Source organism: Mesorhizobium sp. M7A.T.Ca.US.000.02.2.1, from assembly GCF_003996995.1.
Classification (GTDB): Bacteria; Pseudomonadota; Alphaproteobacteria; order Rhizobiales; family Rhizobiaceae; genus Mesorhizobium.
This window is the reverse complement of the sequence record NZ_RZTT01000010.1, coordinates 12,864-35,162: the sequence shown is the minus strand read 5'-3', so window position 1 is coordinate 35,162 and position 22,299 is coordinate 12,864. Positions and strand designations below refer to the sequence as shown.

Genomic DNA, 22,299 nt, shown 5'->3' with positions numbered 1-22,299 from the left:
CTCTCGCTCTGTGCTCGACGGTGCTGTTTGCCGGCGGCATCGCTCGTGCCGACGACGCGACCAACGCGATGAAACCGGCTGCAGATGCCATGAAACCGGCCGCGGACGCCATGAAACCTGCAACGGATGCGATGAAGCCTGCCGACCCGATGGCCACCAACGCCATGAAGCCGGCCACCAACGCCATGAAGCCGGCCGCCGACGCCATGAAGCCGGCGACGGATGCGATGGCTCCGGCCAACTAGTTCTGCCGTGTCTCAGCCGTTCATTCACAAGGGCGGCCCTTGGCGCTGCCCCTCACCTGCCCGCCGGCATCCTCTCCCCGTATAGTGACGGGGAGAGGGTCGCTCATCGACGGTTTCGCCAATCATCGGTGTTGCAGGTAGAAACGCCAGCGTCGCGGCCAGTCGCTCTCTCCCCGTTTTACGGGGAGAGATGTCCGGCAGGACAGTGAGGGAAAGCGCTGACGGTAAGATTCCGCAATCGGCGCACGCGAATGTGCGTCGCGCCGCACTATTTGATGCAATAGACTGATCCCTATGGAAGCCACGAGGAGTGCAACCATGACCAACATCAAGATTTCAAACCGTTCGCTCGGCTTTGTCAAAGGCGCCCTCGCCGCGCTTGCACTTGCCGCCGCTGGCGCCGCCTTCTGGCTGACGCCGGCGGTTTCGGCCGAGGACGCGGTGAAGATCCCGCCGCCGGCAATCGACGAGAAGGCGGCCACCGGCACTGAAAAGGCGATCTTCGCCGGCGGTTGTTTCTGGGGCGTGCAGGGCGTCTTCCAGCACGTCAAGGGCGTCACCAGGGCCGTCTCCGGCTACTCCGGCGGCGACAAGGACACCGCCGTCTACGAGACGGTCGGCTCAGGCCGCACCGGGCATGCCGAATCCGTCGAGATCACCTACGATCCGTCGAAAATCACTTATGGCCAGCTGCTGCAGGTCTATTTCTCGGTCGCCCACAACCCGACCCAGCTGAATTTCCAGGGTCCGGACTCCGGCACGCAGTACCGCTCGACGATCTTCGCCGAAAACGATGCACAGAAGAAGATCGCGCAAAGCTACATCGCCCAGCTCGACCAGGCCAAGGTGTTCCCGGAGCCGATCGTCACCACGCTGGAAACCGGCAAGACCTTCTATCCGGCCGAGAATTACCATCAGGATTTTCTGACGCTGAACCCGACCTATCCCTACATCGTCTACAACGACCTGCCCAAGGTGGCGAACTTGAAGGCACTGTTCCCGGCGCTCTACAGCGACAAGCCGGTGCTGGTGCTGTCGGCGAGCAATTGAGCTGAGCGCTGTTAATCTCCCCCCTTGAGGGGGAGATGGCCGCGAAGCGGCCAGAGGGGGTCGGCTCGACCGGTCTCGGCCTCTTGCGACAGAATGAGGTTAGCGCTCTACGTGTGGCGACCCCCTCTGTCGCCTTCGGCGACATCTCCCCCTCGAGGGGGGAGATTAGCTCCCGCCATCCCCTTCAATCATACGTCAAATCCGTCGCCTTGCCGCCGAACACCCGGTAGGCATAGAACGAATAGAAGATGATGACCGGCAGCACGACCACGGTGCCGGCCAGGATGATGGCCAGGCTCTCCGGCGCGGAAGCCGCTTGCCAGATGGTCAGGCGATCGGGCACCACGAACGGGTAGAACGACCAGGCGAGACCGGCAAAGCCGAGCGCGAAGATGGCGGCCAGCGTCAGGAACGGCATCAGCGAATGGCGGTCGTCGGGCTTCGGCAGATGGAAGGTCTGCCGCCACAGCCACAGGAACAAAAGCGCCGACAGGATCGGCAGCGGCGACAGATAAAGCATTTCCGGCCAGACGAACCATTTGTCGAAGATGCGCGGGCTGGCGAAGGGCGTCGCCAGCGACACCGCCGCCATGCCGAGCGCGGTCAGCACCAGCGCGGTGCGCAGCCAGCGCACCGCTTTCTTCTGCAATTCGCCTTCAGTCTTGTAGATCACCCAGGCCGCGCCCATCGCCGCGTAGGCGGCGGCAAGGCAGAACGCCACCAGCACGCCGAAGGCCATGCCGCCGAGGCCGACGTCGAGCCCGAGCACATAGACGCCCAGCATATAGCCCTGCGCCAGCGAGGCGATGAGCGAACCGAGGAAGAAAATACGGTTCCAGCGGTGCTTGCGCTCGGTCGGCACCTTGGCGCGGAAATCGAAGGCGACACCGCGCAGGATCAGCCCGAGCAAAAGCACGAAGACCGGAATGTAGAGCGCCGTCAGGATGACGCCATGCGCCAGCGGGAAGGCGACCAGCAGCAGGCCGACGGCCAGCACCAGCCAGGTTTCGTTGGCGTCCCAGAACGGGCCGATCGCGGCAATCATCGTATCCTGTTCGGCGTCTTCAGCGGCGGCGAACAGAATGCCGATGCCGAGATCGAAACCGTCGAGAATGACGTAGATCAGGATGGCGAGGCCCATCAGGCCGGCGAAGATCAGCGGAAGCGCGGTTGGCCAGTCGAAGGTCATCTTTTTCTCCTCACTCACCAGAGCCGGCTAATCGCGATGTGATCGGATGGGGCTCTATCGAGGCTTCAGATCGATTGCCGAAGTCGGCGCCGCCCCTCATCACCCTGCCGGGCACTTCTCCCCGTATAGGGACGGGGAGAAGGGGGGCTGGCGGCAATCTCGGCGCTTTTCTTGCAACGCTGGTGATTGGCGAAACCGTCGATGCGAGCGCCCCTCTCCCCGTCCCTATACGGGGAGAGGATGCCGGCAGGCAGGTGAGGGGCAGCGCCGGCGCCCGGCTGGAGTGCCATATCAAATCACTCCCCCGCAGCCGGCTGCGACATCGGCGCGTTGAGCACGCCGGGCAACGGCGAGTTGTCGCCGTCCTTCGCCGCCTTCAGCGCCAGGTGCACCAGCACGCCGAGATAGGCGATCAGCAACAGCACATAGAGAACGAGGTATATGGCGAGCGTCAGCGCGACATGGCTGCCGGCCACCGGGCCGACCGCGTCGGCGGTTTTCAGCACGCCCGTCACCAGCCAGGGCTGGCGGCCGATTTCGGTGGTGTACCAGCCGGCCAGCGTCGCCAGCCAGCCCGACAGCGCCATCGGCACCATCAGCATGGCCAGCGGCTTCGGCAGGCTGTGCCGGCGCTTGAGGAAGAAGGCCGCCGACCATGAGACGAGCAGCATCAATATGCCCGTGCCGACCATGATGCGGAAACCCCAGAACACCGGAAAGACCGGCGGATGATTGCCGGGATAGTCGTTCAGTCCCGGCACCACGCCGCTGGTCGAGTGCCGCAGCACCAGGCTGGCCCCATCGGGAATGGCGATCTCGAATTTGTTTTCCTTCGCCGCCTCGTTGGGCAGCGCGAAGAGCACCAGCGGCACGTTGGGGCCGGTGTTCCAGTTGGCCTCCATGGCGGCGATCTTCTGCGGCTGATGCTCCAGCGTGTTCAGCCCATGCTGGTCGCCGGCGAAGATCTGGATCGGGATCAGGATCGCCGCGGTGAAGACGCCGGTGCGCAGCGCCTTCCACATCGATTCCGAGCGGTCGCCGGTGAGATAGCGCAGCGCCGACAGGCCAGCGATCAGGAACGACACCGTCAGCCCGGACGCCAGCAGCATATGGGTCAGCCTGTAGGGCATCGACGGGTTGAAGATGATTGCCCACCAGTCGACCGCATGCGCCACGCCGTCGCGCATCTCGAATCCGGCCGGCGTCTGCATCCAGGAATTGAGCGCGATGATCCAGAACGCCGAGACGGTGGTGCCGCCGGCGACCAGCACCGTCGCCAGCGTGTGGATGCGGTTGGAGACGCGGCGGAAGCCGAACAGCATGATGCCGAGGAAGGCCGCTTCGAGGAAGAAGGCGGTGAGGATTTCGTAGGCCAGCAGCGGCCCGGCGATGTTGCCGACCTTTTCCATGTAGCCCGGCCAGTTGGTGCCGAACTGGAAGCTCATGGTCACGCCCGAAACCACGCCCATGGCAAAGGACAGCGCGAACACCTTCACCCAGGTGAAATAGGCGCGCATCCAGGCGGAATCGTTGGTCGCGTTGTAACGCAGCTTGAAGAACAGCAGCACCCAGCCCAGCGCAATGGTGATCGTCGGAAATAGAATATGGAATGAAATATTCGCGCCGAACTGGATACGCGAAAGTATGAGCGGGTCCATAATGGGCTCCGGCTGCTGCAAATACTCGCGAAAGATAGGCCCGAAGCGAGTTCAGGTCAAAGCGGCGTCCTGCCGCGAGGCTGAACGCCACAGGACAATTTTGCCGGTTGCGTGCCGTGCAACTCCGGGCCTGTGCGCCGCACCTGCAACGGCCGGCCGGCACGATTGTCGAGAACTGTCAGCAGGGCATTGACTTGCGGTTGCAAGCACCGACATTCGGCCTATATCAGGGGACCTCTTTCAAGCAGCCGTTTTCATCCATGCCTTCCATCCTGTCCATTTCCGGGGTCTCCAAGACCTACGCCACCGGTTTCACCGCGCTCAAGGAAGTCAATCTCGACATTCAGCGCGGCGAGATCTTCGCGCTGCTTGGACCCAATGGCGCCGGCAAGACGACCCTGATCTCGATCGTCTGCGGCATCGTCAACCGTTCGTCGGGCACCGTCACCGTCGACGGCCACGACATCAACAAGGATTATCGCGCCGCGCGCGGTCTGATCGGGCTGGTGCCGCAGGAACTGACCATCGACGCCTTCGAGAGCGTCTGGGCGACGGTCAATTACAGCCGTGGCCTGTTCGGCAAGCCGGCCAACCCCGGCTTTGTCGAGAAGGTGCTGCGCGACCTGTCGCTGTGGGACAAGAAGGACGCCAAGGCGATCACCCTGTCGGGCGGCATGAAGCGCCGGCTGATGATCGCCAAGGCGCTGTCGCATGAGCCGCGCATCCTGTTCCTCGACGAGCCGACCGCCGGCGTCGACGTCGAGCTGCGCCAGGACATGTGGGCGATGGTGCGCCGGCTGCGCGAGGACGGCGTCACCATCATCCTCACCACGCATTATATCGAGGAAGCCGAGGCGATGGCCGACCGCGTCGGCGTCATCAATCGCGGCGAGATCATCCTGGTCGAGAACAAGGCCGAACTGATGCGCAAGCTCGGCCGCAAGCGGCTGGTGCTGGAACTGCGCAATCCGCTGACGGCCATTCCCGAGGCGCTCTCGCGCTATGCGCTGGAGTTGTCGCCCGATGGCGGGCAGCTGACCTACACCTATGACAATCAGGCCGAGCGGCCCGGCGTCGCCTCGTTGATGCGCGATCTCGAGGCCGGCGGCATCCAGTTCCGCGATATCGACACGCAAAACTCTTCGCTCGAGGAGATCTTCGTCAATCTGGTGAGGAGGGAGCCATGAACCTTCGCGCCGTATGGGCGATCTATCGGATGGAAATGGCGCGTGCTTTCCGCACCGTGCTGCAGAGCATCGTCTCGCCGGTCATTTCGACATCGCTGTATTTCGTCGTCTTCGGCTCGGCCATCGGCTCGCGCATCACCGAGATCGACGGCATCAGTTACGGCGCCTTCATCGTGCCGGGTCTGATCATGCTGTCGCTGTTGACGCAGTCGATCTCCAACGCCTCCTTTGCCATCTATTTCCCGAAATTCGTCGGCTCGATCTACGAGCTTCTGTCGGCACCGGTCTCCTATCTGGAGATCGTCATCGCCTATGTCGGCGGTGCCGCGACCAAGTCGATCCTTCTCGGTCTGATCATCCTGGCCACCGCCTCGCTGTTCGTGCCGCTGACCATCCTGCATCCGTTCTGGATGCTCGCCTTCCTGGTGCTGACGGCGGTGACCTTCAGCCTGTTCGGCTTTATCATCGGCATCTGGGCGAAGAGTTTCGAGCAGCTGCAGCTGGTGCCGCTGTTGATCATCACGCCGCTGACCTTCCTCGGCGGCAGCTTCTATTCGATCAACATGCTGCCCGAGATCTGGCGCACGGTGACGCTGTTCAATCCGGTCGTCTATCTGATCAGCGGCTTCCGCTGGAGCTTCTACGGCAAATCCGATGTCTCGGTCGGTATCAGCCTCGGCATGACGATCGTCTTTCTGCTGATCTGCATAGCGATCGTCGCCTGGATCTTCAGGACCGGCTACCGGCTCAGGAACTGAGCGGCGAAAGCGCCCTGAGCGCCGCTAGGTCTGTTGAGATTCAGGTCAGGCCGAGTCGAAAATGATGGATTCCGAGAACCGGAGCGGAGCGTACTTTTTGTACGTGAGCTCAGTTCTACTGCGTGGCAGTAGAACTAGGGAAGCGCAGGAAGCCGCCATTTGCAGGCCGGCCTCACCTGAATATCACCAGACCTAGATCGCCTTGACCAGCCGCAGCAGCCCCAGCATCTCGACATACGTCCCCTTGCGGAAGGCGATGTAGACCGGCTCCTCGACGCCGTGGAAGCGGCGCTTGAACGCCGCTTGGCCCTGCAGGTTGAACCTGCGGCGATTGACCCAGGGAGAAGAATAGGCGCGCTGGAAGGCATTGCGCCAGAAATCGCTTTCGGCAAATCCGCTCGGGCCCACATCGACGAGCGGCGACAGGCCGAGCGTGACCACCGAGATGCCCTCTTCGCGAAAACGGTCGACGGCGAACTTGGTCAGGCCGATCTCGGCATGCGGTGAGGCGTCGAGATGCTTGCGCTTGAAGGCGGTGGTGTAGCCGATGACCTTGCCGTCGGCAAACAACGGGTCGAAGTCGAGCAAAGCGACCAGTTCGCCATCGGGACCGTGCAGGACGAAACGGCGCATGTCGGTGCCGAGATGGTCGGCGAAATGGCGGTTGAGAAAACCCATCTCCCAGCGCTTGACGATGCGGTCGCCGCGCCAGTTTTCCGAAAGCCGGGCGATCTCGTCGAGGTAGATCGTGCGCTTGTCCTCTTCGAACGAAAAGCCCTTCTTCAGCAACCAGCGTTCGGAGTAGCGCACGGTCTCGTTGCGCTTCCCGGAAAAATCATGCTCGGGCAGGGAGAGGCGGGTGTCCATGCCGAGGCGATTGACCTTGTAGCCAAGGCCGGCCAGCACGCGTGCGGTGTCCTCGCCGACCTGCACGAACCATGGGCTGCCGGCGGTCTCGACGAAGCGCTTGATGTAATCGGCCCGACGCACCGGAGCCGCCACCGGGTCGCCGAGCGCGAAATGGTGCTTCATCTTGGTACCGAAGGCGATGTAGCCGTCGGCATCGCCGAAATAGGAAAGCTTGCCTTGCACGGCGGTGGAATAGGCGAGCGAGAAGTCGCCATAGCGGCGCACCAGTGCCAGGCGTTCGATATGGGTCAGCGCCTGCCGCTCGACCTCGGGCGCGGCGGCCTCAAGGATCTTGTCGAAATAGAACCGCAAGGAGGGCATGGTCGAGATTCCGCGTGCCGCCTACAGCGCCGGTCGTCCAGGACGCGCCAAGGTGCTGTAACACTTTGATTCTGCGCATAACTCGAAAATCGGACTCGATTTCGGGCATGCGCGTGGGGGATAACCGAGACCCGCCAGCCACCCAAGGCCTCGAATCAATCACATTGCCGCGAACTGATTACCGTTGATATCGCGCATATGCCATATAGAGCGCAATCGCGGCCCGGCGTGTGGCGCTAAATCGCATCGCTCGAAATTCGGCCGCGGTTTGCTGCAGGGGATCCTGCGCGCGATCAAACGGTTACAGCGTCCTGCGAGCCTTGCGGCGGGACGTCCAATGGGATTCGAGTGAATGACTGATACGACAATCAGATCGGTTGCGGATCTGCCGGCCACGGTCGAGCCGGCAATCGTTGTCGGCGCCGGTGCTGCCGGGCTGGCCGCCGCGCATGCCTTGATGAACGCCGGCGTGCCTACGGCGATCCTGGAAAAGGAAAGCCGGCTGGCCGAGCCCTGGCACCGGCGCCACCAGCAATTGCATCTCAACACCCATCGCGATCTTTCTTCGCTGCCTGGTCTCGCCTTTCCCCCTGGCACGCCCGCCTTTCCGCAAAGAATGGTCGTCATCCGCCACATGAACGATTTCCAGAAGGAGAACCGGCTGCCGGTGCAGTTTGGCGTCGCGGTCGAAGAGATCGCCTTCAAGGGCGATCACTGGGCATTGCGCACCAGCGCCGGACCGCGCTTGGCCCGCAATGTCGTCATCGCCACCGGCCGCGACAGGCAGCCGTTCACCCCCGAATGGAAAGGCATGAAGGATTTCGTCGGGCGCATCATCCATTCGGCGAATTTCGGTGACGCGCAAGCCTATGCCGGCCAAAAAGTGCTGGTCGTCGGCGCCGGCAATTCGGGCTTCGATGCGCTCAATCATCTGGCCGGCATAGACACGGCCGCCATCTGGCTGTCGGCCCGCAACGGTCCCGCCCTGCTGCCCAAGCGCATCTGCAAGATCGCCGTGCACCGGCTTTCGCCGATCATGGCGCGCTTGCCGTTGCGGCTCGCCGATGCGGTGATGACGGCAACGCAGCGGCTGGTTTTCGGCGACCTGACCAAATTCGGCCTGCCGCCCGCGCCTGCGGGCGGCGCCAGCCGCCTGAGCTCGGATTACACCGCGATCGCGGCCGACGACGGCGCCGTCGGCGCCATCAAGGCCGGCAAGATCACCGTCGTGCCGGGCATACGGGAATTCACCCGCGATGGCGTGATCCTGGCCAATGGCAGCCTGATCTATCCCGACATCGTCATTGCCGCGACAGGCTACCGCACGGGGCTGGAGCCCATGGTCGGCAAGCTCGGCGTGCTCGACGCCAAGGGCGTTCCGCTCTTCAACGGTGGCGAAGCCGATCCAAAATTGCCCGGTCTGTGGTTCACCGGCATGCGGCCAAGCATTCGCGGCTGCTTCGCCAATGCCGGCATCCTGGCCAAGGCGATCGCCAAACGAATTGCAAGGTCGGCCTCGCACCAATCCAGCGCATCACGCTGATTTCGGTTCCAGCCGCCGGAACCCGACGGCTTCCATCAGCATGTCCTCTTCCACCATGCCGGCATTGTGCAAGGCGAGCAGGTTAAGCGCGATTTCCCGCGCGTCGGCGGAATCGGGATGTGCCTCGCGCCGCCGGCAGGCCTCGTCGAACACGCGCTGCAGCTTGGCGATATCGGCTGGCTTGAGCAAGCCACGATCATAGACGGACTTCGACATGGCGATCTCCTGATAAAGACCTAGGGCGCCACGTTTAAATTGCCAATCTTTCCCGAGGCTTGACCGCTTCACCCCGTCGCCTCGTCATCCTGGGGCGGAGCAAGGAGCGAAGCGACGCGGCGCAGACCCCTGGAGCTGCTCCGCAGCCCAAGGGATACATGCCGCGGCTTCAAGGCGCAGCCGCGGTGCAAATCCTGCTCCGCTGCTGCCCATGCGAGTGGGCAATCAGACCGCGATCTTGCCGCCGCCCTGTCTGGTGATAGCGACCACCGACGGCCGCACCGGCATGTCGGGCTTGAAGTCGGGCCAGCGCGTCGACAGGTCCTCATAGTAAGAGGGGCGCCCGAACGCTTCCCAGTCCTCTCCGCCGTCGCCCGGATGCTGGACGGCGACGAAGGCGGTCTGGTCGTCGGGCGCAAACAGCGGACCGCACATTTCGGCGCCGATCGGCACGCGGAAGAACAGTTTCGAGGTCGCCCGCGCGGCCCCCTCCGTGTCCACCGCCCATAAGCCATCGGTGCGGCCGGTGGCTTTCGGACCCTGGCCGTCGGTCGCGACCCAGAGACGCCCGGCCGAATCGACCGCGCAATTGTCGGGCATGCCGAACCAGCCATTGGCCGTCGTTGCCGTCGAGAAGGTGGCACCGACATCGGCAACCGAGGGATCGCCGCATTTCAGCAGCACTTCCCACTTGCCCTTGGCGGCCGTGAAATCACCGCCGTCCTCGGCGATCTCGATGATGTGGCCGAAGGCGTTTTCGGCGCGCGGGTTGGCGGCGTCGACCTGGTCGGCCTTGCGCTTCGAATTGTTGGTCAGCATGACATAGACCTTGCCGTTGACGCCATTGGGCTGAATGTCTTCCGGGCGGTCCATCTTGGTGGCGCCGAGCAGGTCGGCGGCGCGGCGCGTCTCGATCAGCACGTCGGCCTGGCCAGTGAAACCGTTTTCAGCCGTCAGCGGCCCCTGGCCGAACACGATCGGCAGCCATTCGACCGTGCCGTCTTCGGCGAACCTGGCGACATGCAGCGTGCCATCGTCGAGCAGGTCCTTGTTGGCGGCACGGTCGTTCGGATTGAACGCGGCCCTTGTCACGAATTTGTAGACGTAGTCGAAGCGCTCGTCGTCACCGAGATAGAAGACGACGCGGCCGTCCTTGGCGACGATCGATTCGGCGCCCTCATGCTTGAAGCGGCCCATGGCGGTGCGCTTCCTCGGCGTCGAGGTCGGGTCGTTGACATCGACCTCGACGATCCAGCCGAAGCGGTTGGCTTCGTTGGGTTCCTTGGCGAGGTCGAAACGCTCGTAATGCGCCGCCCATTCATAGGCGCCTTCGGGAATGCCGAGACGCTTGTAGTTCGCGGCTTCCTTGTGGTCTTCCGGCAGCTCGCCGGAAAAATAGCCATGGATGTTCTCCTCGGCCATCACATAGGTGCCCCAGGGCGTGACGCCGCCGGCGCAATTGTTGACGGTGCCGAAAACCTTGGTGCCGGACGGATCGGCTTTGGTCTTGACGCGGTCATGGCCGGCAACCGGGCCGGACAGCGCCATTTCGGTGTTGGCGGTGATGCGGCGATTGAGCTTGCCGTCGCGCACCACCTGCCATTTGCCACCGTCCTTGCGGATCTCGACGATGGTGCCGCCATGGGCGGCCATCTCGACATCGACCTGCTCCTTCGAGAGGGGTGCGACTTCGGCCGACTTCTTGCCGTCCTTTTCGACGATCTTCACGATGCCCGGGAACATCAGATGCGGATTGGTGTATTCGTGGTTGACCACCAGCAGGCCATGTTCGGCCGAGCCGTCGATCGGAATGTAGCCGACATAGTCATTGTTGTAGCCGAACTGTTTCGCCTGGGCCTCGGCCGACTGTTTCGTCGGGTCGAAGTCGGGCGAATCGGCAAAAAGCGGATCGCCCCAGCGCAGCAGGACATCGGCATCGTACCCCGGCGCGACATGGTGCTTGTCGTCGATGCCGGCCTCGAGTTCGTCGAACGCGAAGACCGAGCCTTCCGCTGCCCGGGCCTCGTCGGCGCTGATCAGCGCCAGCGGGCTGACGGTGGCGGCGATGGCCGAGACGGCCAGCGAGCCCTTGAGGAAGCCGCGGCGCGAGAACCGCGCGGCGATGATCTCGCCCATGGTGCGGTTGTCGGAGGCGTTGATGGCCGGGCCGTCGTTTTCCTCGAGCAGGCTGGTGCGGAATCGGGTGTCGGGGGAGCGAAGGTCAGTCATGGTGGCTTGCCTCTGGCTGTTGGGTGGCTGGAGCGTGGGGTACCTGTTTGACCCCCCTTATAATCGCCGGGTCACATTTTCGTGACATCGGGAGACCTTTCAGACGCGACAGGCAGTACGCGCAGCGCTGGCTCAGCCTTTCCGAAGGTTGTGAACTGCTCCGGAATCGTCTTTTCGAGATGAAGGAGACCTTCGGCGGCATGTTTCGCCGCGCATCCTGCAACGGCGCATGACGTCAGTCTTGCAAACGGATCAACGGACAAAGCCGGCTCGACAAAGTCACCTCCGCCGCCCCCGGCGGAGGTGACTTGATGTTCGGCGTCTGCCGTCGTCAGGCGTAGGGAAAGCGAGTCTCCCATTTAGCGATGGCGGTCGCGGCGCCGTTCATGCGAAGCTAATGTAGCATACGCTTGGGACTTTAGTCCAATCTTGCGCTTGCAATGGTCCTAGTTGACAACCGCAACGGTCGGAGGTCGCTTCCGGGCGCCGCGTCTTTCGGCAATGTTGTTGCACTGCAACGTTGGGGTGGAGCGCGCCGGGCTCAGTCGTCGGAGATCAAAATGCACAGATCGGTCACGACCCGTTGTTGCCGGCTGGCGCTCAAATCGGCAGCGGCGCTGGCGTTGACGATTGCTCCCTACCAAATTGTCCTGGACGGCTCCGTTCCCGGCATCCACACCGCCGGCGCATACGCCAAGGGTGGCGGTAACAGCGGTGGTGGCGGCGGCAATTCCGGCGGCGGCAATGGAGGGAACAGCGGCGGGAATAGCGGGAATGGCAACAGCGGCAATAACGGCAACAGCGGCAAATCGGGATCCAATCAGGGTAAGAGCGGAAGCCATGTCAATGCAAAGACCGGTGACAAGGTCGACGTGACCGGCAACAAGATCACGGTCCGGCATCCCGACGGCATAACGGAAAAGCTCGAGAACGGACGTTTCAGCATGAAGGACGCGCTCGGTCGCACGATCATCGACCGCCAGGCCACGCCGGCCGATGCCGATCGTCTCAAGGCCTTGTGAAGCTGGCCAACAGGCAACGGTCAGCTTTGCACGTCACCTCCGCCGCCCCCCGGCGGAGGTGACATCGTTTTGGCGGTGCCACGCCGGTCTCGAGGCGCGACGCGCTTTGCGCGGTCCGCACCTTGCGGAGGCACGCAACCGTTCAATTATTGTTTTGCGCAATCCGGATGATTTCAGGTCGAAGCGGCCTGAAAACCGCATCCGCCTCTAAATCAAAGAGATAGAGCATGATGTCTTCCGAAAACCGCTTCACACCTTTCGGCATCATGCTCTAGTTGCTCTAGGAAGGCCTGTCGCGGTCGCGCAACTCACGCATCATCAAGGCCGCTTCGGTGCGGTTTCGCACATTGAGCTTCGACAGCACCCCGGTCATGTGATGCTTGACGGTCTTCTCCTGCAGCTCAAGCCGCAAGGCGACTTCCTTGTTGCTCAGCCCCTCCGCCACCAGCCGCAGGATTTCCGTCTGCCGATCGGTGAGCTGCCGCAGCCGTTCCGCAATGCCGTCGGTCGGCTGCTGGGACTGGAGATCCGAAAGCAGCCGGGCCGACAGCGTCGGCGACAGATAGCTTTCGCCGGCTGCAACATTGCGCAGGATGTCGGCGAGCCCGCGCGACCCGACGCCTTTGAGGACATAGCCATTCACCCCTGCGTTCAGCGCCTTTGTCACATCGGCGTTGGCCTCCGAAACGGTCAGCATGACGATCTTCTGGGCCGGATGGCTGGCCAGGATGCTTGCGACGGCGGTCAGCCCGCCGCCCGGCATGGAGATATCGAGCAGCAAGATGTCGGGCCGCACCGTCGTGGCGAGGCGTTCGGCATCCTGCGCCGTGGCGCCCTCGCCAACCATCTCGAAGCCTCCGATCTCCGACAGGCTGCGCGTCACACCTTCGCGAAAGAGGGGGTGATCGTCGACAATGGCGATGCGAATGGTCCCAGTCATGCTTGCTCCTCGACCGATAGGCGGATCACCAAACGCGTACCTTGCGGCCCGGTCAAGGTTTCGAACTGTCCGCCAATGCTTTCGACCCGCTCCCTGAGGCCGGCGAGGCCGAGACCCTCGACCCGTGCCGCCGGATCGAAGCCGGGCCCGCCGTCCGACACTTCGACAAAAAGCCGGCCACCTTTCATCCCCGCACTCACCGCCTGATCCTTGCCCAACCCATGGCGATAGGCGTTGTTCAGCCCTTCCTGGACGAAACGATATATGCTGATCTTCTCGGAGGCGCCGGGCTCTGGCAACTGTCCGGTCAGCGTCAGCGTCACCGACGTTCCCGTCCTCTGCTCGTGTTCCTTGACCGCCAGCCGCAGAATGTCGGTTGCGGCAGCCGTCTCGATCTGCGGCAAAACAAGGCCGGTGCAGATGCCGCGTATTTCGCGCATCGCGTCCTCCAGTGTCTTGCGGATCATTGCGACCTCGGTCGAACGGCTTACGCTCGAATGGCCATCGCTGGAAAAAATCGGGCTGTCCATGCGCAGCGCCGCCAGTGCCACGAGTTGGGCCGGGCCGTCATGGAGGTCGGCGCCGATCCGGCGCAGATATCTTTCGTTGAGCGCGGTGGCGCGGCGGGACGCCCGTTGCACGCGCAGTCGCAAAGCACTGTTTTGCGCCACCAGACCCTGCAGCTCCGAGACCTGGCGGCGCAGTGCCCCACGCTGATCGTCGATGGTGCGGCTGCCGCGCAGGACGATGCCCGACAGGAGCAGGAATGCCGCGAGCGTCGCGCCGGCCACGATCAGCCAGCTCGACCACAGGGCGGACGCCAGGGTGGCCTGGAAATCGTCGGCGATCTCATAAAACTCGGTGACCGCCACCACCTCGCCCGACCAGGGCTCGCGCACGGGATTGTAGATCTCCAGCAATGGCAAGCCGGTAGCCTTCTCCTCGCGTTCATCATCATCGAATGTATTGAATTCAGCGACGACATTGCCTTCGAAGGCGGAACGCAGATTGTCGCTCGGACCGAAGCGGCGGCCGATCAGGGACGCCTCCTTGGCGTAGAGAACCGTGCCGTCGCGGCGCCAGAGCACGAACGATTCGAGGCGCTTGCCGAGCGCACCCTGGCCAAGCGTCTCGTCCAGCGCCTGCTTGACGGACTCGCTGAGCTCCTGGTCCTTGCGCAAGTCGGGAAGCAGCGGCGCAATCACGCTATCGACATAGAGCGCCGTCGTGGCGGCCGAATTGCGGATGACGCCGTCCCGGATCTGCGCCGTCACCCAGGTGCCGACCACCAACATGACGGCCAGCAGGCCAAAGCCGCCGGCAACGACGAATTGCAGGGCAAGGGAAAGCTCGCTCCAGCGCCGCATCAGGTTTTGAAAACTGCGAATCATGAGCCCCTGACCGCCCTTCGAACCGACAGATTGGGCGATGTTAGTACTTTGAGCTTCCGGCTTGCCATTGCCAAGGGCTTCGTTTGGTCGAGGTCGCTTGACGTCCCGGCGCGCTTGGGAAACAACGTCCGCGACGCATGCGGCGGGAGCCGCTTCGAGAGGGGGCGAAACGTTGAGTTTTTCGGGATTGCTGCAGCTCGGCTTTTCGACGGTCATTTTCCTGCTGGCGGCGACAGCCGCCAAGCAATGGGGCCTTGCGCCGAGCCTTGGCAAGATAGCGCTGACGCTGGCGCTCTATTCGCTGGGCAATCTGATCATGCTGCGGCTGATCCGCGAATTCGGCATGTCGGTGTCGTTCAGCCTTTCCGCCGTCATCCAGCTGGTCTCCGTGAACGTCGTGGCGCTGGTCTTCTTCGGCGAGCGCGTCAATGCGCTACAGGCGACCGGCATCATGCTGGCGATCGCAGCGGTGGCGCTGATCACGCTGGGACCCTATCTGCAAGGTCGGCTGTAACGGGCGACTTGCCGATGAAGAACGCCGCGAACGCTTTGCTCAACCGGGTCGAATTCCCGGTGCTGCTGGCCGGCCTGGTCATCGCCGCCGGCCTGTGGGGATTCGAGGAGCTGATGGAGATTGCGCGCGCCACCACGCCGCACGCCTTCGACACCGAAATCCTGCTCGCCTTCCGCCAGGCGGGGCGCCCTGACAGCCCGATCGGCCCGCTGTGGCTGCAAGGGGCGATGCGCGACATCACAAGCCTCGGCAGCGGCAGCGTGCTGGTGCTGATCGTGACGGCGGTCATCGTCTATCTCCTGCTTATCCGCAGGACCGCGACCGCCCTTTTCATCTTCGTGGCGGTGGCCGGCGGTCAGGTGCTGTCGAGCCTGCTGAAAGCCGGCATCGACCGGCCGCGCCCCGAACTCGTCTCGCATCTCGTCAACGAAACGACGCTGTCTTTTCCGAGCGGCCACGCCATGCTGTCGGCCGTGACCTATCTGACGCTCGGCGCGCTCGCGGCACGCTTCCTGCCCGGTCGAACGACGAAGATCTATGTGCTGTCGCTGGCGGTGCTGACAACGCTGCTGGTCGGCATCAGCCGCATCTATCTTGGCGTCCACTGGCCATCGGATGTGCTTGCCGGCTGGTGCGCGGGCTTCGTCTGGGCGATGCTGTGCTGGCTCGCTGCCCGGGCGTGGCAGCGATGGCGCGGGCAGCATCCAAACGGCGACGACGAGGCTGGAGACTAGATCAGCCCAGGAAAGTATCTGAAAAAATGGTCAGTCAATACGCCGTGCCTTACGCCTTAGGCCTTCATACTAATGCTTGAAACATCACAATGACGATATTATACCTTATTCCTGCGGACTCAGACGGGGATTCCGGCCGATGATCACTGCCGCGCAGATGCGCGCCGCGAGGGCGCTGGCCGGCATCGATCAGAAGACGCTCGCCGAGCGCGCCGGCGTTTCGCTTCCAACCATCCAGCGCATGGAGGCGAGCGATGGCGTGGTCAGGGGCGTGGTCGACACGCTGATGAAGGTCATCCAGGCTCTCGACGAGGCCGGGGTGGAGTTGATCGGCGAGAACCAGACCAGCGAGCGCGGCGGCCGGGGCGTGCGCCTCAAGCCTGCCGTGCCGCGGGATCCCAAGGCTGAGCCGGCATAAAGTCGCGACGGCGACCGCCGACAGCCCTGCCGACGATCCCGCCGCCTTTCAGGGTGCGAAAGGCAGTCCATGGATCAGACGCAGCGGGCAGTGCATCAACCGGTCGATAAGTCGGCCCACCGGTTGGGCCACGGGTCGGCCCACGGGTCGGCAAAGCCGACATTTTCCGAAATGTTCACGCCGAAGCTGGTGACGGTCTGGCGCGAGGGCTACACGTTCGCCGACTTCAAGGCGGACGCCATTGCCGGGCTGACGGTCGCCATCGTCGCGCTGCCCTTGTCGATGGCGATCGCCATCGCCTCGGGCGTGACGCCCGAGCGCGGCCTCTACACCTCGATCGTCGGCGGCTTCATCATTTCGGCGCTCGGCGGCAGCCGCTTCCAGATCGGTGGTCCGGCCGGCGCCTTCATCGTGCTGGTGGCAGCTACGGTTGCCCGGGTCGGCGTCGATGGACTGCTGTTGGCAACGATGATGGCAGGGGTCTTCCTGCTCGCCATCGGCTATCTCCGCCTCGGCACCTACATCAAGTTCATTCCCTATCCGGTGACAGTCGGCTTCACCGCCGGCATCGCCGTCATCATCTTTTCGGGACAGATCGTCGAACTGTTCGGGCTGAAGCTTGCAGCCAGGGAGCCGGGACCGCTGGTGCCGAAGTTGATCGCGGTCGGTGAGGCGGCCGGCACCATCAATCTTGCGGCGACCTTCGTGGCGGTGTTGACCATCTTCACCATCGCCGGCCTGAAGCGCTGGCGGCCGACATGGCCTGCCATGCTCATCGCCATCGGGCTGGCATCGCTGGTCGTGGCGCTTCTGTCGCTGCCGGCGGAGACGATCGGCACTCGCTTTGGCGGCATCCCGCGTAGCCTGCAAATGCCTGCCTTGCCGCCGGTCAGCCTGGGCAGGATGATTGACGTGCTGCCGGATGCCATTGCCTTTGCCCTGCTCGGCGCGATCGAATCGCTGCTGTCGGCGGTGGTCGCCGACGGGATGACGGGCCGGCGGCATCGTTCCAATTGCGAACTGGTGGCGCAAGGCTTCGCCAACATCGCGTCCGCCCTGTTCGGCGGCATCTGCGCCACCGGCACCATCGCCCGCACCGCGACCAATGTGCGGGCCGGCGCCCACGGACCGGTTTCCGGCATTGTCCACGCCGCCATCCTGCTCGCTTTGATGCTGGTGGCGGCGCCGCTCGCCAGCTACATCCCGCTCGCCGCCCTGGCTGGCGTGCTGGCGGTCGTGTGCTGGAACATGTTCGAGAAGCAGGCCTTCGCCACCTTGCTGCGTGCCTCGCGCGGCGATGCGCTGGTGCTGATGGCGACCTTTCTGCTCGTCATCTTCCGCGATCTCACCGAAGGCATCGTCGTCGGCTTTGTGCTGGGCTCGATCCTGTTCATCGACCGCATGGCCAAGTCGATTGCGGTAGAGGCCGATCAGCCGCTGGTGCAGGAGGATGTCGCCGACAGCGCCAACGCCTACGATGCCAGCGAGGCGACCGACGCCGATACCGTGGTCTACCGCATCTCGGGCGCCTTCTTCTTCGGCGCGGCATCGACCGTAGGCACCGTACTCGACCGCATCGCCGACCAGCGCAGGAATTTCATCCTCGATTGCTCGGCCGTACCGTTCTTCGATTCGACGGCGGCCAACGTCATCGAGGGCGCCGCCCACAAGGCCAGGCGCGCCGGCGTCCGCTTCATCATATCAGGTGCCTCGCCGCAGATCCGGCGCATGCTGATCAACCACGGCGTGAAGCGCCCGCTGGTGACCTATGCCGCGTCGATCGAGGAGGCGCGGGCGCAGCTGAAAGGCAAGATCGAGGCGGGGTAGGGGCCGGGATTTGCCGGCCGGCGGCCGCTTGAACGTCAACTTTTTGATCTCAAGCAAGCGGGGAGCACGCTTTAGGCGAGCGGGCCCACTTTAGTCCCAGATGCAAGGAAAGTCGCTTCGCGGCGGCGTCGAATGCCACCAATCTTCGTGACCTGAACAGGGAAGCCTCCGCCTATCCTGCTTCAGCTTTCACCGTGGTCCTTTGTCCGGACATTTTACTCTTTGCAGCCGCGTTTCAAAAATGAAACCGCAATCATGGTAGAGTTCGCGCACTGATTTGCCAGTAGAAGGCGGGTTTGCCAAATGCGTGACACGTTCCCGCGAAATCGAAGTGATCCTATGCCGACCGCGCCAACACTTGAACTTCGCCGCTATTCACGGCTGAGAAATTTGCGAGAGCGCGCAGAACGCCAAGGTGCTGCATTGCAGTTCTGGGCGCGTACGGCATCGCTCGCCGTGATCTCCTGCTTCTTTTCATTAATCAGCCGCTGGGATGCCTCTCTGCTCTTCGTGCTGGCGGGCCTCATGTTGTTCCAGCTCGTCGGCCTGATCCAGTTTCGCTTTGCGCGCCGTCGCAACGCGCCATGGTGGATCGGTTATCTCGTAGGCACGCTGGACATCGTTCTGTTGACCGTTCTGCTGGTAACGCCCAACCCGTTTTCCCTGGAGGTCGCGCCGGCCGCGATGCAACTGCGCGAAGGCAGCTTCAAATTCCTGTTGATTTTCGTGTGCCTTGGCGCGCTGACCCTTTCGACCCGATTGGCGCTCTATCTCGGAGCGCTCGCAGCCTTGACGTGGACGATCGGGGTGGGATGGGTGATTCTTCATGCGGGAACCGTCCTTCCGGCGACGAACCTCTATTCGCTGCCGACGACAGAGCGACTGAACCTCTATCTCAATCCCAATTTCGTCGACACATTCGCGCAGGCGACCAACGTGTTGGTTGTGCTGATTATCGGCGCGATCATGGCGTTGGTCGTCTCTCGTTCTCGACATCTGTCGGAAGACTATGTCAAGGCAGAGCGCGCCCGCGCCAATCTCGCCCGGCATTTTTCGCCAAATGTCGTCGACCAACTCGCCGCGGATGACGAGCCCTTCGGACCGGTCCGCCGGCAGGATATCGCGGTACTGTTCGCCGACATCGTCGGCTTCACACACTATTCCGAGGATCATCCGGCCGAAGCAGTGTTCGAACTCCTGCGTCAGTTCCACCGTCGCATGGAGCAGGTCGTTTTCGACCACCATGGCACCGTCGACAACTATATCGGCGATTGCATCATGGCCACATTTGGGGTTCCGCAAGCCAGCCATAACGACGCAACCCGAGCCATCCAGTGCGCTGAAGCGATGATCGCCGCTCTCGAAGACTGGAATGTGCAGCGGGTGTCCAGGGGATACCCGTCGCTGGACGTTCGGATCGGTGCACAATATGGCGCAGTCGTCATCGGTGCGGTCGGCAGCGAGCGCAATCTTTCCTTCGCGGTGGTGGGCGACACCGTCAACGTCGCCAGCCGTTTGCAGGCGCTTTGCCGTGAACTTCAGGCAAACATTTGCTTTGGGTCACGACTGATAGAAGCCGCGAAGGCGGAATCGCCCACGACACAGTTGAATGCGCGCGATCATGGACCGGTGAGCATCCGCGGTCGGGATGAACCGGTCCATGTCTGGGTCGAACACAGAGCCGAAAACCAGGGTGCTGTTGCGGTTTCGGCGTGATATAGCCGCCATGTGAAACGCCTGCATCTCGACCGGATAGCAGTAGGCAGCGCCATAGGGCATGTCTGACGCAGGCCGCAAGCCATCACGTGTCTGAGGCGATGGCGCCATCCCTTGCGCCTGCGGCGTCTGTGCTTGCCTTGTCGTCCCAGACCATCTGCCGGTAGTCGAAACCATATTCCAGCGTCGGTTTGACGATGCGGAAATAGGGCGACAGGTCGAAATCGCGCGGCGTGTAGAGCGAGTGGTGGCGGATGTGCAGGATTTCCTTGCGCGAATAGTTCGACTGCGCGGAGGCTCGGCCGGGCGCACGGGTGATTTCGGGCAGGATCGGATAGCGGATCTGGCCATAGGCCTCGGCGATCAGCGTCGAGCAGATCGCCCGTGTCGGATCGCCGGAGCCGAAGGCCAGCATGCGGCGGCGCCAGCGCACCGGCACCGGCGGTGTGGGCAAGAAAAAACGCAGCATGTCGAAAATGTTCTTGAGGTCGTATTTCAGGCCGAGCCTGCCGATCATGAAGGCGACGACCTTGTCGCGATCCTCCGGCGCCAGCCCGCTCGCCCGGCAGATGCGGGTGTTGTAGGTGCGGTAGCGCGATAATGGCACGGCGACGCAGCCTTCGCCGATTGTGACCTCGATCAGGCGCGGCCGCTCCGAGCCGTCTTCCGGCGCGGGCAAGGCATCGCCGACATAGAAGGCCGCATGCGACCAGGTCGATTGGGTCAGGTACTTGATCGCCGCCGAGATCTTCTGGTTGCCCTCGATCAGCAGGATGTCGCCCGGCTCAAGCGTGCGGCGCAGCGTCTCGGCATCGGACGGCGTATAGGGCTCGTAGCCGGACGATTCTTCCTGCAGCCGGCCGGCAAGCCAGCGGCCAAGTCGATCCAGAAGCGTGTCGCCGGGCTCGGTCATGCCCCATGCCGATTAGCATGGGCGGGTAATGAGGGCTAGCGCACGCCTTTTCTCCCCGTCCGGAGCGCGAGGAAGAGCGCCCTACCATGCCGCGGCCTCTTCCGGCGGCGCAGCCAGATCGTCGCGCGCCTTGCGGGCCAGTTTGCGTGTCGAGCGTTTGGGACTGTCGCCGAACAGCTCGGCCGCCTTGGCCAGGCAGCTCTTCTTCAGCTGCTTCTCCGACCGTTTCAACAGCGTGCCCAGAAGTTTCGTGTCCTCGGGCAGCCCGAGTGGCTGGTCGTCGGCCTCGAGCAGCGCGCGCATCACCAGCACATCGTGCAGGTCGCCCAGCCGCTCGCCCAGTTCGTCGACCGCCTTGCGCCGGGCCTTGATCGGTGTCGGCCACAGCCTGCCGAGCAGCGACAGATGCATGCCGTGGGTCTTGGCCGCCTTGCGCAGATCGTGGAAATCATCGGCCGCGCCCCGCGATCTGGCCTTGTCGAGCGCCTTCCTGGCACGGCGCAGCGTGACGCGGGCACCTTCGGCAAGCACGTCGGCCGCCTGTTCCGGCTGGTCGGGCAAGGCCAGCGTTTCGATGCGTTTGAGGCCATCCTCGCAAGCGGCGGTCGCCGCGCCGATCGCCGCTTCGAGCCCGCTGCCTTCGTGCAGTTCATGCTGGCGCGCGATCAGCCTGTCGCGCGCAGCAGTAAGCCCATCGTCGGCGCTCTCCTTGGGAAAGCTCGCCGCCAGCCGGTCGATGGTTTCGATCAGCGCTGTCGCCTCGCGCGGACCGGCAAGCAGGCCGGCTACATTGCGATAGCACTGGTTCTCGGTCTCGCAGAATGTTTCGTCGCCGGAACGAACAAGCCGCAGCAGGGCGCGGGCGCTCTTCAGCCGCTTGCGGCACTTGTGCAGCGCCTGTTCCGGCCGGCTCCGTGCGGCGTCAAGGTGACGCAGCGCCTTGCCGATTTCCTCGGCAAGGATACGCCTGACCTCGCCGGTCAGCGGCAGGCGCGGATCGATACGAAAGCTCATGCGGCGATCTCCGGTATCCCCCCAAGGGCGAGCGACGCGTTGTAGAATTTTGACTCGCCGGTGACTTCGCGGCCGAGCCAATCAGGCAGCATTTCGTCCGGCACGTCCTCCGGCGTCTCAAGTTCGGCGATCACAAGTCCCGCAAGCGGACCGCCGAAGACATCGATTTCGTAGAGATAGCCACGGTGCCTAACATGGTGACGTGTCTTCTCGATGACACGTCCGATGGCGAAGTCCAGCATCTCCACCGCCTCCGAGAGCGGGATCGAGTATTCGAATTCGTCGCGTTCGCGCGCCTTGCTGCCGAATTTGAGTGTCAGCTTGGCGGAACCGCCATCGCTGATGCGGATGCGCACCGTGCGCCCGGGGCCGGCAGCGAGATAGAACTGGAGAATGCGGATATTGGCCTCGGCCAGTTCCCGCCATGCGGTGCTGGTGACCAGGAATTTTCGTTCGACTTCCTTGCCCATGGCCGGGCACTAAAGCGTTTGCCGCCGTCGATGGC

General features: G+C 63.4%; 22 protein-coding genes. 11 read left to right on the top strand and 11 right to left on the bottom strand.

All coding sequences use genetic code 11. The features are described from left to right. Together EOD15_RS02265 and msrA are read left to right on the top strand one after the other, a co-directional pair. The coding region (locus tag EOD15_RS02265) for a hypothetical protein (protein WP_127408263.1) at positions 1–245 on the top strand (245 nt) is incomplete at its 5' end. Positions 246–563: 318 nt separating this feature from the next. After that, complete coding sequence (msrA, locus tag EOD15_RS02255) at positions 564–1,295, top strand: peptide-methionine (S)-S-oxide reductase MsrA (protein WP_127319767.1); 732 nt, start codon at positions 564–566, stop codon at positions 1,293–1,295. Positions 1,296–1,479: 184 nt separating this feature from the next. Here the strand turns inward: msrA and EOD15_RS02250 are convergent, their stop codons facing one another. Both EOD15_RS02250 and EOD15_RS02240 read right to left on the bottom strand, forming a co-directional pair. Further along, complete coding sequence (locus tag EOD15_RS02250; RefSeq protein WP_127319769.1) at positions 1,480–2,484, bottom strand: cytochrome d ubiquinol oxidase subunit II; 1,005 nt, start codon at positions 2,482–2,484, stop codon at positions 1,480–1,482. Positions 2,485–2,780: 296 nt separating this feature from the next. Then, positions 2,781–4,142, bottom strand: coding sequence for a cytochrome ubiquinol oxidase subunit I (locus tag EOD15_RS02240; protein ID WP_127319771.1), 1,362 nt, complete (start codon positions 4,140–4,142; stop codon positions 2,781–2,783). A 260-nt stretch (positions 4,143–4,402) separates the two neighbouring features. Here EOD15_RS02240 and EOD15_RS02235 point away from each other — a divergent pair, with 260 nt between their 5' ends. Together EOD15_RS02235 and EOD15_RS02230 are read left to right on the top strand one after the other, a co-directional pair. Beyond that, positions 4,403–5,329: an ABC transporter ATP-binding protein gene (locus tag EOD15_RS02235; protein ID WP_127268578.1), complete on the top strand. Its 927-nt coding sequence runs from the start codon at positions 4,403–4,405 to the stop codon at positions 5,327–5,329. Beyond that, on the top strand, positions 5,326–6,087 hold the full coding sequence (locus EOD15_RS02230; RefSeq protein ID WP_127268577.1) for an ABC transporter permease: 762 nt from the start codon (positions 5,326–5,328) through the stop codon (positions 6,085–6,087). Before EOD15_RS02235 ends, EOD15_RS02230 begins: the two co-directional genes overlap by 4 nt. Before the next feature lie 192 nt (positions 6,088–6,279). On the opposite strand, the gene EOD15_RS02225 is transcribed toward EOD15_RS02230, so the two are convergent. Then, the gene (locus tag EOD15_RS02225) at positions 6,280–7,317 is read right to left on the bottom strand and encodes a phosphatidylglycerol lysyltransferase domain-containing protein (RefSeq protein WP_127319773.1); all 1,038 of its coding nucleotides are present in this window, start codon (positions 7,315–7,317) and stop codon (positions 6,280–6,282) included. Positions 7,318–7,669: 352 nt separating this feature from the next. Here EOD15_RS02225 and EOD15_RS02220 point away from each other — a divergent pair, with 352 nt between their 5' ends. After that, complete coding sequence (locus EOD15_RS02220; RefSeq protein WP_127408262.1) at positions 7,670–8,860, top strand: NAD(P)/FAD-dependent oxidoreductase; 1,191 nt, start codon at positions 7,670–7,672, stop codon at positions 8,858–8,860. Here the strand turns inward: EOD15_RS02220 and EOD15_RS02215 are convergent. Together EOD15_RS02215 and EOD15_RS02210 are read right to left on the bottom strand one after the other, a co-directional pair. Then, positions 8,852–9,076: a hypothetical protein gene (locus tag EOD15_RS02215; protein WP_013528677.1), complete on the bottom strand. Its 225-nt coding sequence runs from the start codon at positions 9,074–9,076 to the stop codon at positions 8,852–8,854. The genes EOD15_RS02220 and EOD15_RS02215 overlap by 9 nt on opposite strands. A gap of 225 nt (positions 9,077–9,301) precedes the next feature. Then, positions 9,302–11,305, bottom strand: a complete 2,004-nt coding sequence (locus EOD15_RS02210; RefSeq protein ID WP_127408261.1) for a PhoX family phosphatase — start codon at positions 11,303–11,305, stop codon at positions 9,302–9,304. Between the two features lie 440 nt (positions 11,306–11,745). Here EOD15_RS02210 and EOD15_RS02205 point away from each other — a divergent pair, with 440 nt between their 5' ends. After that, entirely contained in the window at positions 11,746–12,327 is a 582-nt protein-coding gene (locus EOD15_RS02205; RefSeq protein ID WP_306462316.1) for a hypothetical protein, read from the top strand. 142 nt (positions 12,328–12,469) lie between these two features. Here EOD15_RS02205 and EOD15_RS37170 read toward each other — a convergent pair whose 3' ends face one another. The 3 genes from EOD15_RS37170 to EOD15_RS02195 are packed head-to-tail and all read right to left on the bottom strand — an operon-like array spanning position 12,470 to position 14,658. After that, positions 12,470–12,595 carry a hypothetical protein gene (locus EOD15_RS37170; RefSeq protein WP_281035316.1) on the bottom strand — a complete coding sequence of 42 codons (126 nt, stop codon included), beginning with the start codon at positions 12,593–12,595 and terminating at the stop codon, positions 12,470–12,472. 12 nt (positions 12,596–12,607) lie between these two features. Continuing rightward, the gene (locus EOD15_RS02200; protein ID WP_023813468.1) at positions 12,608–13,267 is read right to left on the bottom strand and encodes a response regulator transcription factor; all 660 of its coding nucleotides are present in this window, start codon (positions 13,265–13,267) and stop codon (positions 12,608–12,610) included. Next, positions 13,264–14,658 carry a sensor histidine kinase gene (locus EOD15_RS02195; protein WP_127408260.1) on the bottom strand — a complete coding sequence of 465 codons (1,395 nt, stop codon included), beginning with the start codon at positions 14,656–14,658 and terminating at the stop codon, positions 13,264–13,266. The genes EOD15_RS02200 and EOD15_RS02195 overlap by 4 nt, the downstream gene beginning before the upstream one ends. Positions 14,659–14,830: 172 nt before the next feature. On the opposite strand from EOD15_RS02195, the gene EOD15_RS02190 reads away from it, so the two are divergent. The 5 genes from EOD15_RS02190 (at position 14,831) to EOD15_RS02170 (ending at position 19,867) form a co-directional block, all read left to right on the top strand. Then, on the top strand, positions 14,831–15,172 hold the full coding sequence (locus EOD15_RS02190; RefSeq protein WP_013528672.1) for a hypothetical protein: 342 nt from the start codon (positions 14,831–14,833) through the stop codon (positions 15,170–15,172). Positions 15,173–15,186: 14 nt separating this feature from the next. Beyond that, complete coding sequence (locus EOD15_RS02185) at positions 15,187–15,906, top strand: phosphatase PAP2 family protein (RefSeq protein WP_127320696.1); 720 nt, start codon at positions 15,187–15,189, stop codon at positions 15,904–15,906. Positions 15,907–16,045: 139 nt separating this feature from the next. Next, the gene (locus EOD15_RS02180) at positions 16,046–16,324 is read left to right on the top strand and encodes a helix-turn-helix transcriptional regulator (protein ID WP_127320695.1); all 279 of its coding nucleotides are present in this window, start codon (positions 16,046–16,048) and stop codon (positions 16,322–16,324) included. A 69-nt stretch (positions 16,325–16,393) separates the two neighbouring features. Beyond that, positions 16,394–18,151 (top strand): SulP family inorganic anion transporter, encoded by a 1,758-nt coding sequence (locus EOD15_RS02175; RefSeq protein ID WP_127320694.1) that lies wholly within the window; start codon positions 16,394–16,396, stop codon positions 18,149–18,151. A 303-nt stretch (positions 18,152–18,454) separates the two neighbouring features. Then, a complete protein-coding gene (locus EOD15_RS02170) occupies positions 18,455–19,867 on the top strand; it encodes an adenylate/guanylate cyclase domain-containing protein (protein ID WP_245463548.1) in 1,413 nt (470 codons plus the stop codon). Between the two features lie 85 nt (positions 19,868–19,952). On the opposite strand, the gene EOD15_RS02165 is transcribed toward EOD15_RS02170, so the two are convergent. From EOD15_RS02165 to EOD15_RS02155, 3 genes are all read right to left on the bottom strand, one after another. Further along, positions 19,953–20,780 (bottom strand): YiiX/YebB-like N1pC/P60 family cysteine hydrolase, encoded by an 828-nt coding sequence (locus tag EOD15_RS02165; RefSeq protein WP_127320692.1) that lies wholly within the window; start codon positions 20,778–20,780, stop codon positions 19,953–19,955. Between the two features lie 81 nt (positions 20,781–20,861). Further along, positions 20,862–21,794, bottom strand: a complete 933-nt coding sequence (locus EOD15_RS02160; RefSeq protein ID WP_127320691.1) for a CHAD domain-containing protein — start codon at positions 21,792–21,794, stop codon at positions 20,862–20,864. Then, positions 21,791–22,264 carry a CYTH domain-containing protein gene (locus tag EOD15_RS02155; protein WP_127268427.1) on the bottom strand — a complete coding sequence of 158 codons (474 nt, stop codon included), beginning with the start codon at positions 22,262–22,264 and terminating at the stop codon, positions 21,791–21,793. Before EOD15_RS02155 ends, EOD15_RS02160 begins: the two co-directional genes overlap by 4 nt. Positions 22,265–22,299 lie beyond the last annotated feature (35 nt).

Coding starts and splice junctions, on each gene's coding strand:
- msrA (WP_127319767.1), top strand. CDS start 564: ATGACCAACATCAAGATTTCAAACCGTTCGCTCGGCTTTGTCAAAGGC.
- EOD15_RS02250 (WP_127319769.1), bottom strand. CDS start 2,484: ATGACCTTCGACTGGCCAACCGCGCTTCCGCTGATCTTCGCCGGCCTG.
- EOD15_RS02240 (WP_127319771.1), bottom strand. CDS start 4,142: ATGGACCCGCTCATACTTTCGCGTATCCAGTTCGGCGCGAATATTTCA.
- EOD15_RS02235 (WP_127268578.1), top strand. CDS start 4,403: ATGCCTTCCATCCTGTCCATTTCCGGGGTCTCCAAGACCTACGCCACC.
- EOD15_RS02230 (WP_127268577.1), top strand. CDS start 5,326: ATGAACCTTCGCGCCGTATGGGCGATCTATCGGATGGAAATGGCGCGT.
- EOD15_RS02225 (WP_127319773.1), bottom strand. CDS start 7,317: ATGCCCTCCTTGCGGTTCTATTTCGACAAGATCCTTGAGGCCGCCGCG.
- EOD15_RS02220 (WP_127408262.1), top strand. CDS start 7,670: ATGACTGATACGACAATCAGATCGGTTGCGGATCTGCCGGCCACGGTC.
- EOD15_RS02215 (WP_013528677.1), bottom strand. CDS start 9,076: ATGTCGAAGTCCGTCTATGATCGTGGCTTGCTCAAGCCAGCCGATATC.
- EOD15_RS02210 (WP_127408261.1), bottom strand. CDS start 11,305: ATGACTGACCTTCGCTCCCCCGACACCCGATTCCGCACCAGCCTGCTC.
- EOD15_RS02205 (WP_306462316.1), top strand. CDS start 11,746: ATGGTCCTAGTTGACAACCGCAACGGTCGGAGGTCGCTTCCGGGCGCC.
- EOD15_RS37170 (WP_281035316.1), bottom strand. CDS start 12,595: ATGATGCCGAAAGGTGTGAAGCGGTTTTCGGAAGACATCATGCTCTAT.
- EOD15_RS02200 (WP_023813468.1), bottom strand. CDS start 13,267: ATGACTGGGACCATTCGCATCGCCATTGTCGACGATCACCCCCTCTTT.
- EOD15_RS02195 (WP_127408260.1), bottom strand. CDS start 14,658: ATGATTCGCAGTTTTCAAAACCTGATGCGGCGCTGGAGCGAGCTTTCC.
- EOD15_RS02185 (WP_127320696.1), top strand. CDS start 15,187: ATGAAGAACGCCGCGAACGCTTTGCTCAACCGGGTCGAATTCCCGGTG.
- EOD15_RS02180 (WP_127320695.1), top strand. CDS start 16,046: ATGATCACTGCCGCGCAGATGCGCGCCGCGAGGGCGCTGGCCGGCATC.
- EOD15_RS02175 (WP_127320694.1), top strand. CDS start 16,394: ATGGATCAGACGCAGCGGGCAGTGCATCAACCGGTCGATAAGTCGGCC.
- EOD15_RS02170 (WP_245463548.1), top strand. CDS start 18,455: ATGCGTGACACGTTCCCGCGAAATCGAAGTGATCCTATGCCGACCGCG.
- EOD15_RS02165 (WP_127320692.1), bottom strand. CDS start 20,780: ATGACCGAGCCCGGCGACACGCTTCTGGATCGACTTGGCCGCTGGCTT.
- EOD15_RS02160 (WP_127320691.1), bottom strand. CDS start 21,794: ATGAGCTTTCGTATCGATCCGCGCCTGCCGCTGACCGGCGAGGTCAGG.
- EOD15_RS02155 (WP_127268427.1), bottom strand. CDS start 22,264: ATGGGCAAGGAAGTCGAACGAAAATTCCTGGTCACCAGCACCGCATGG.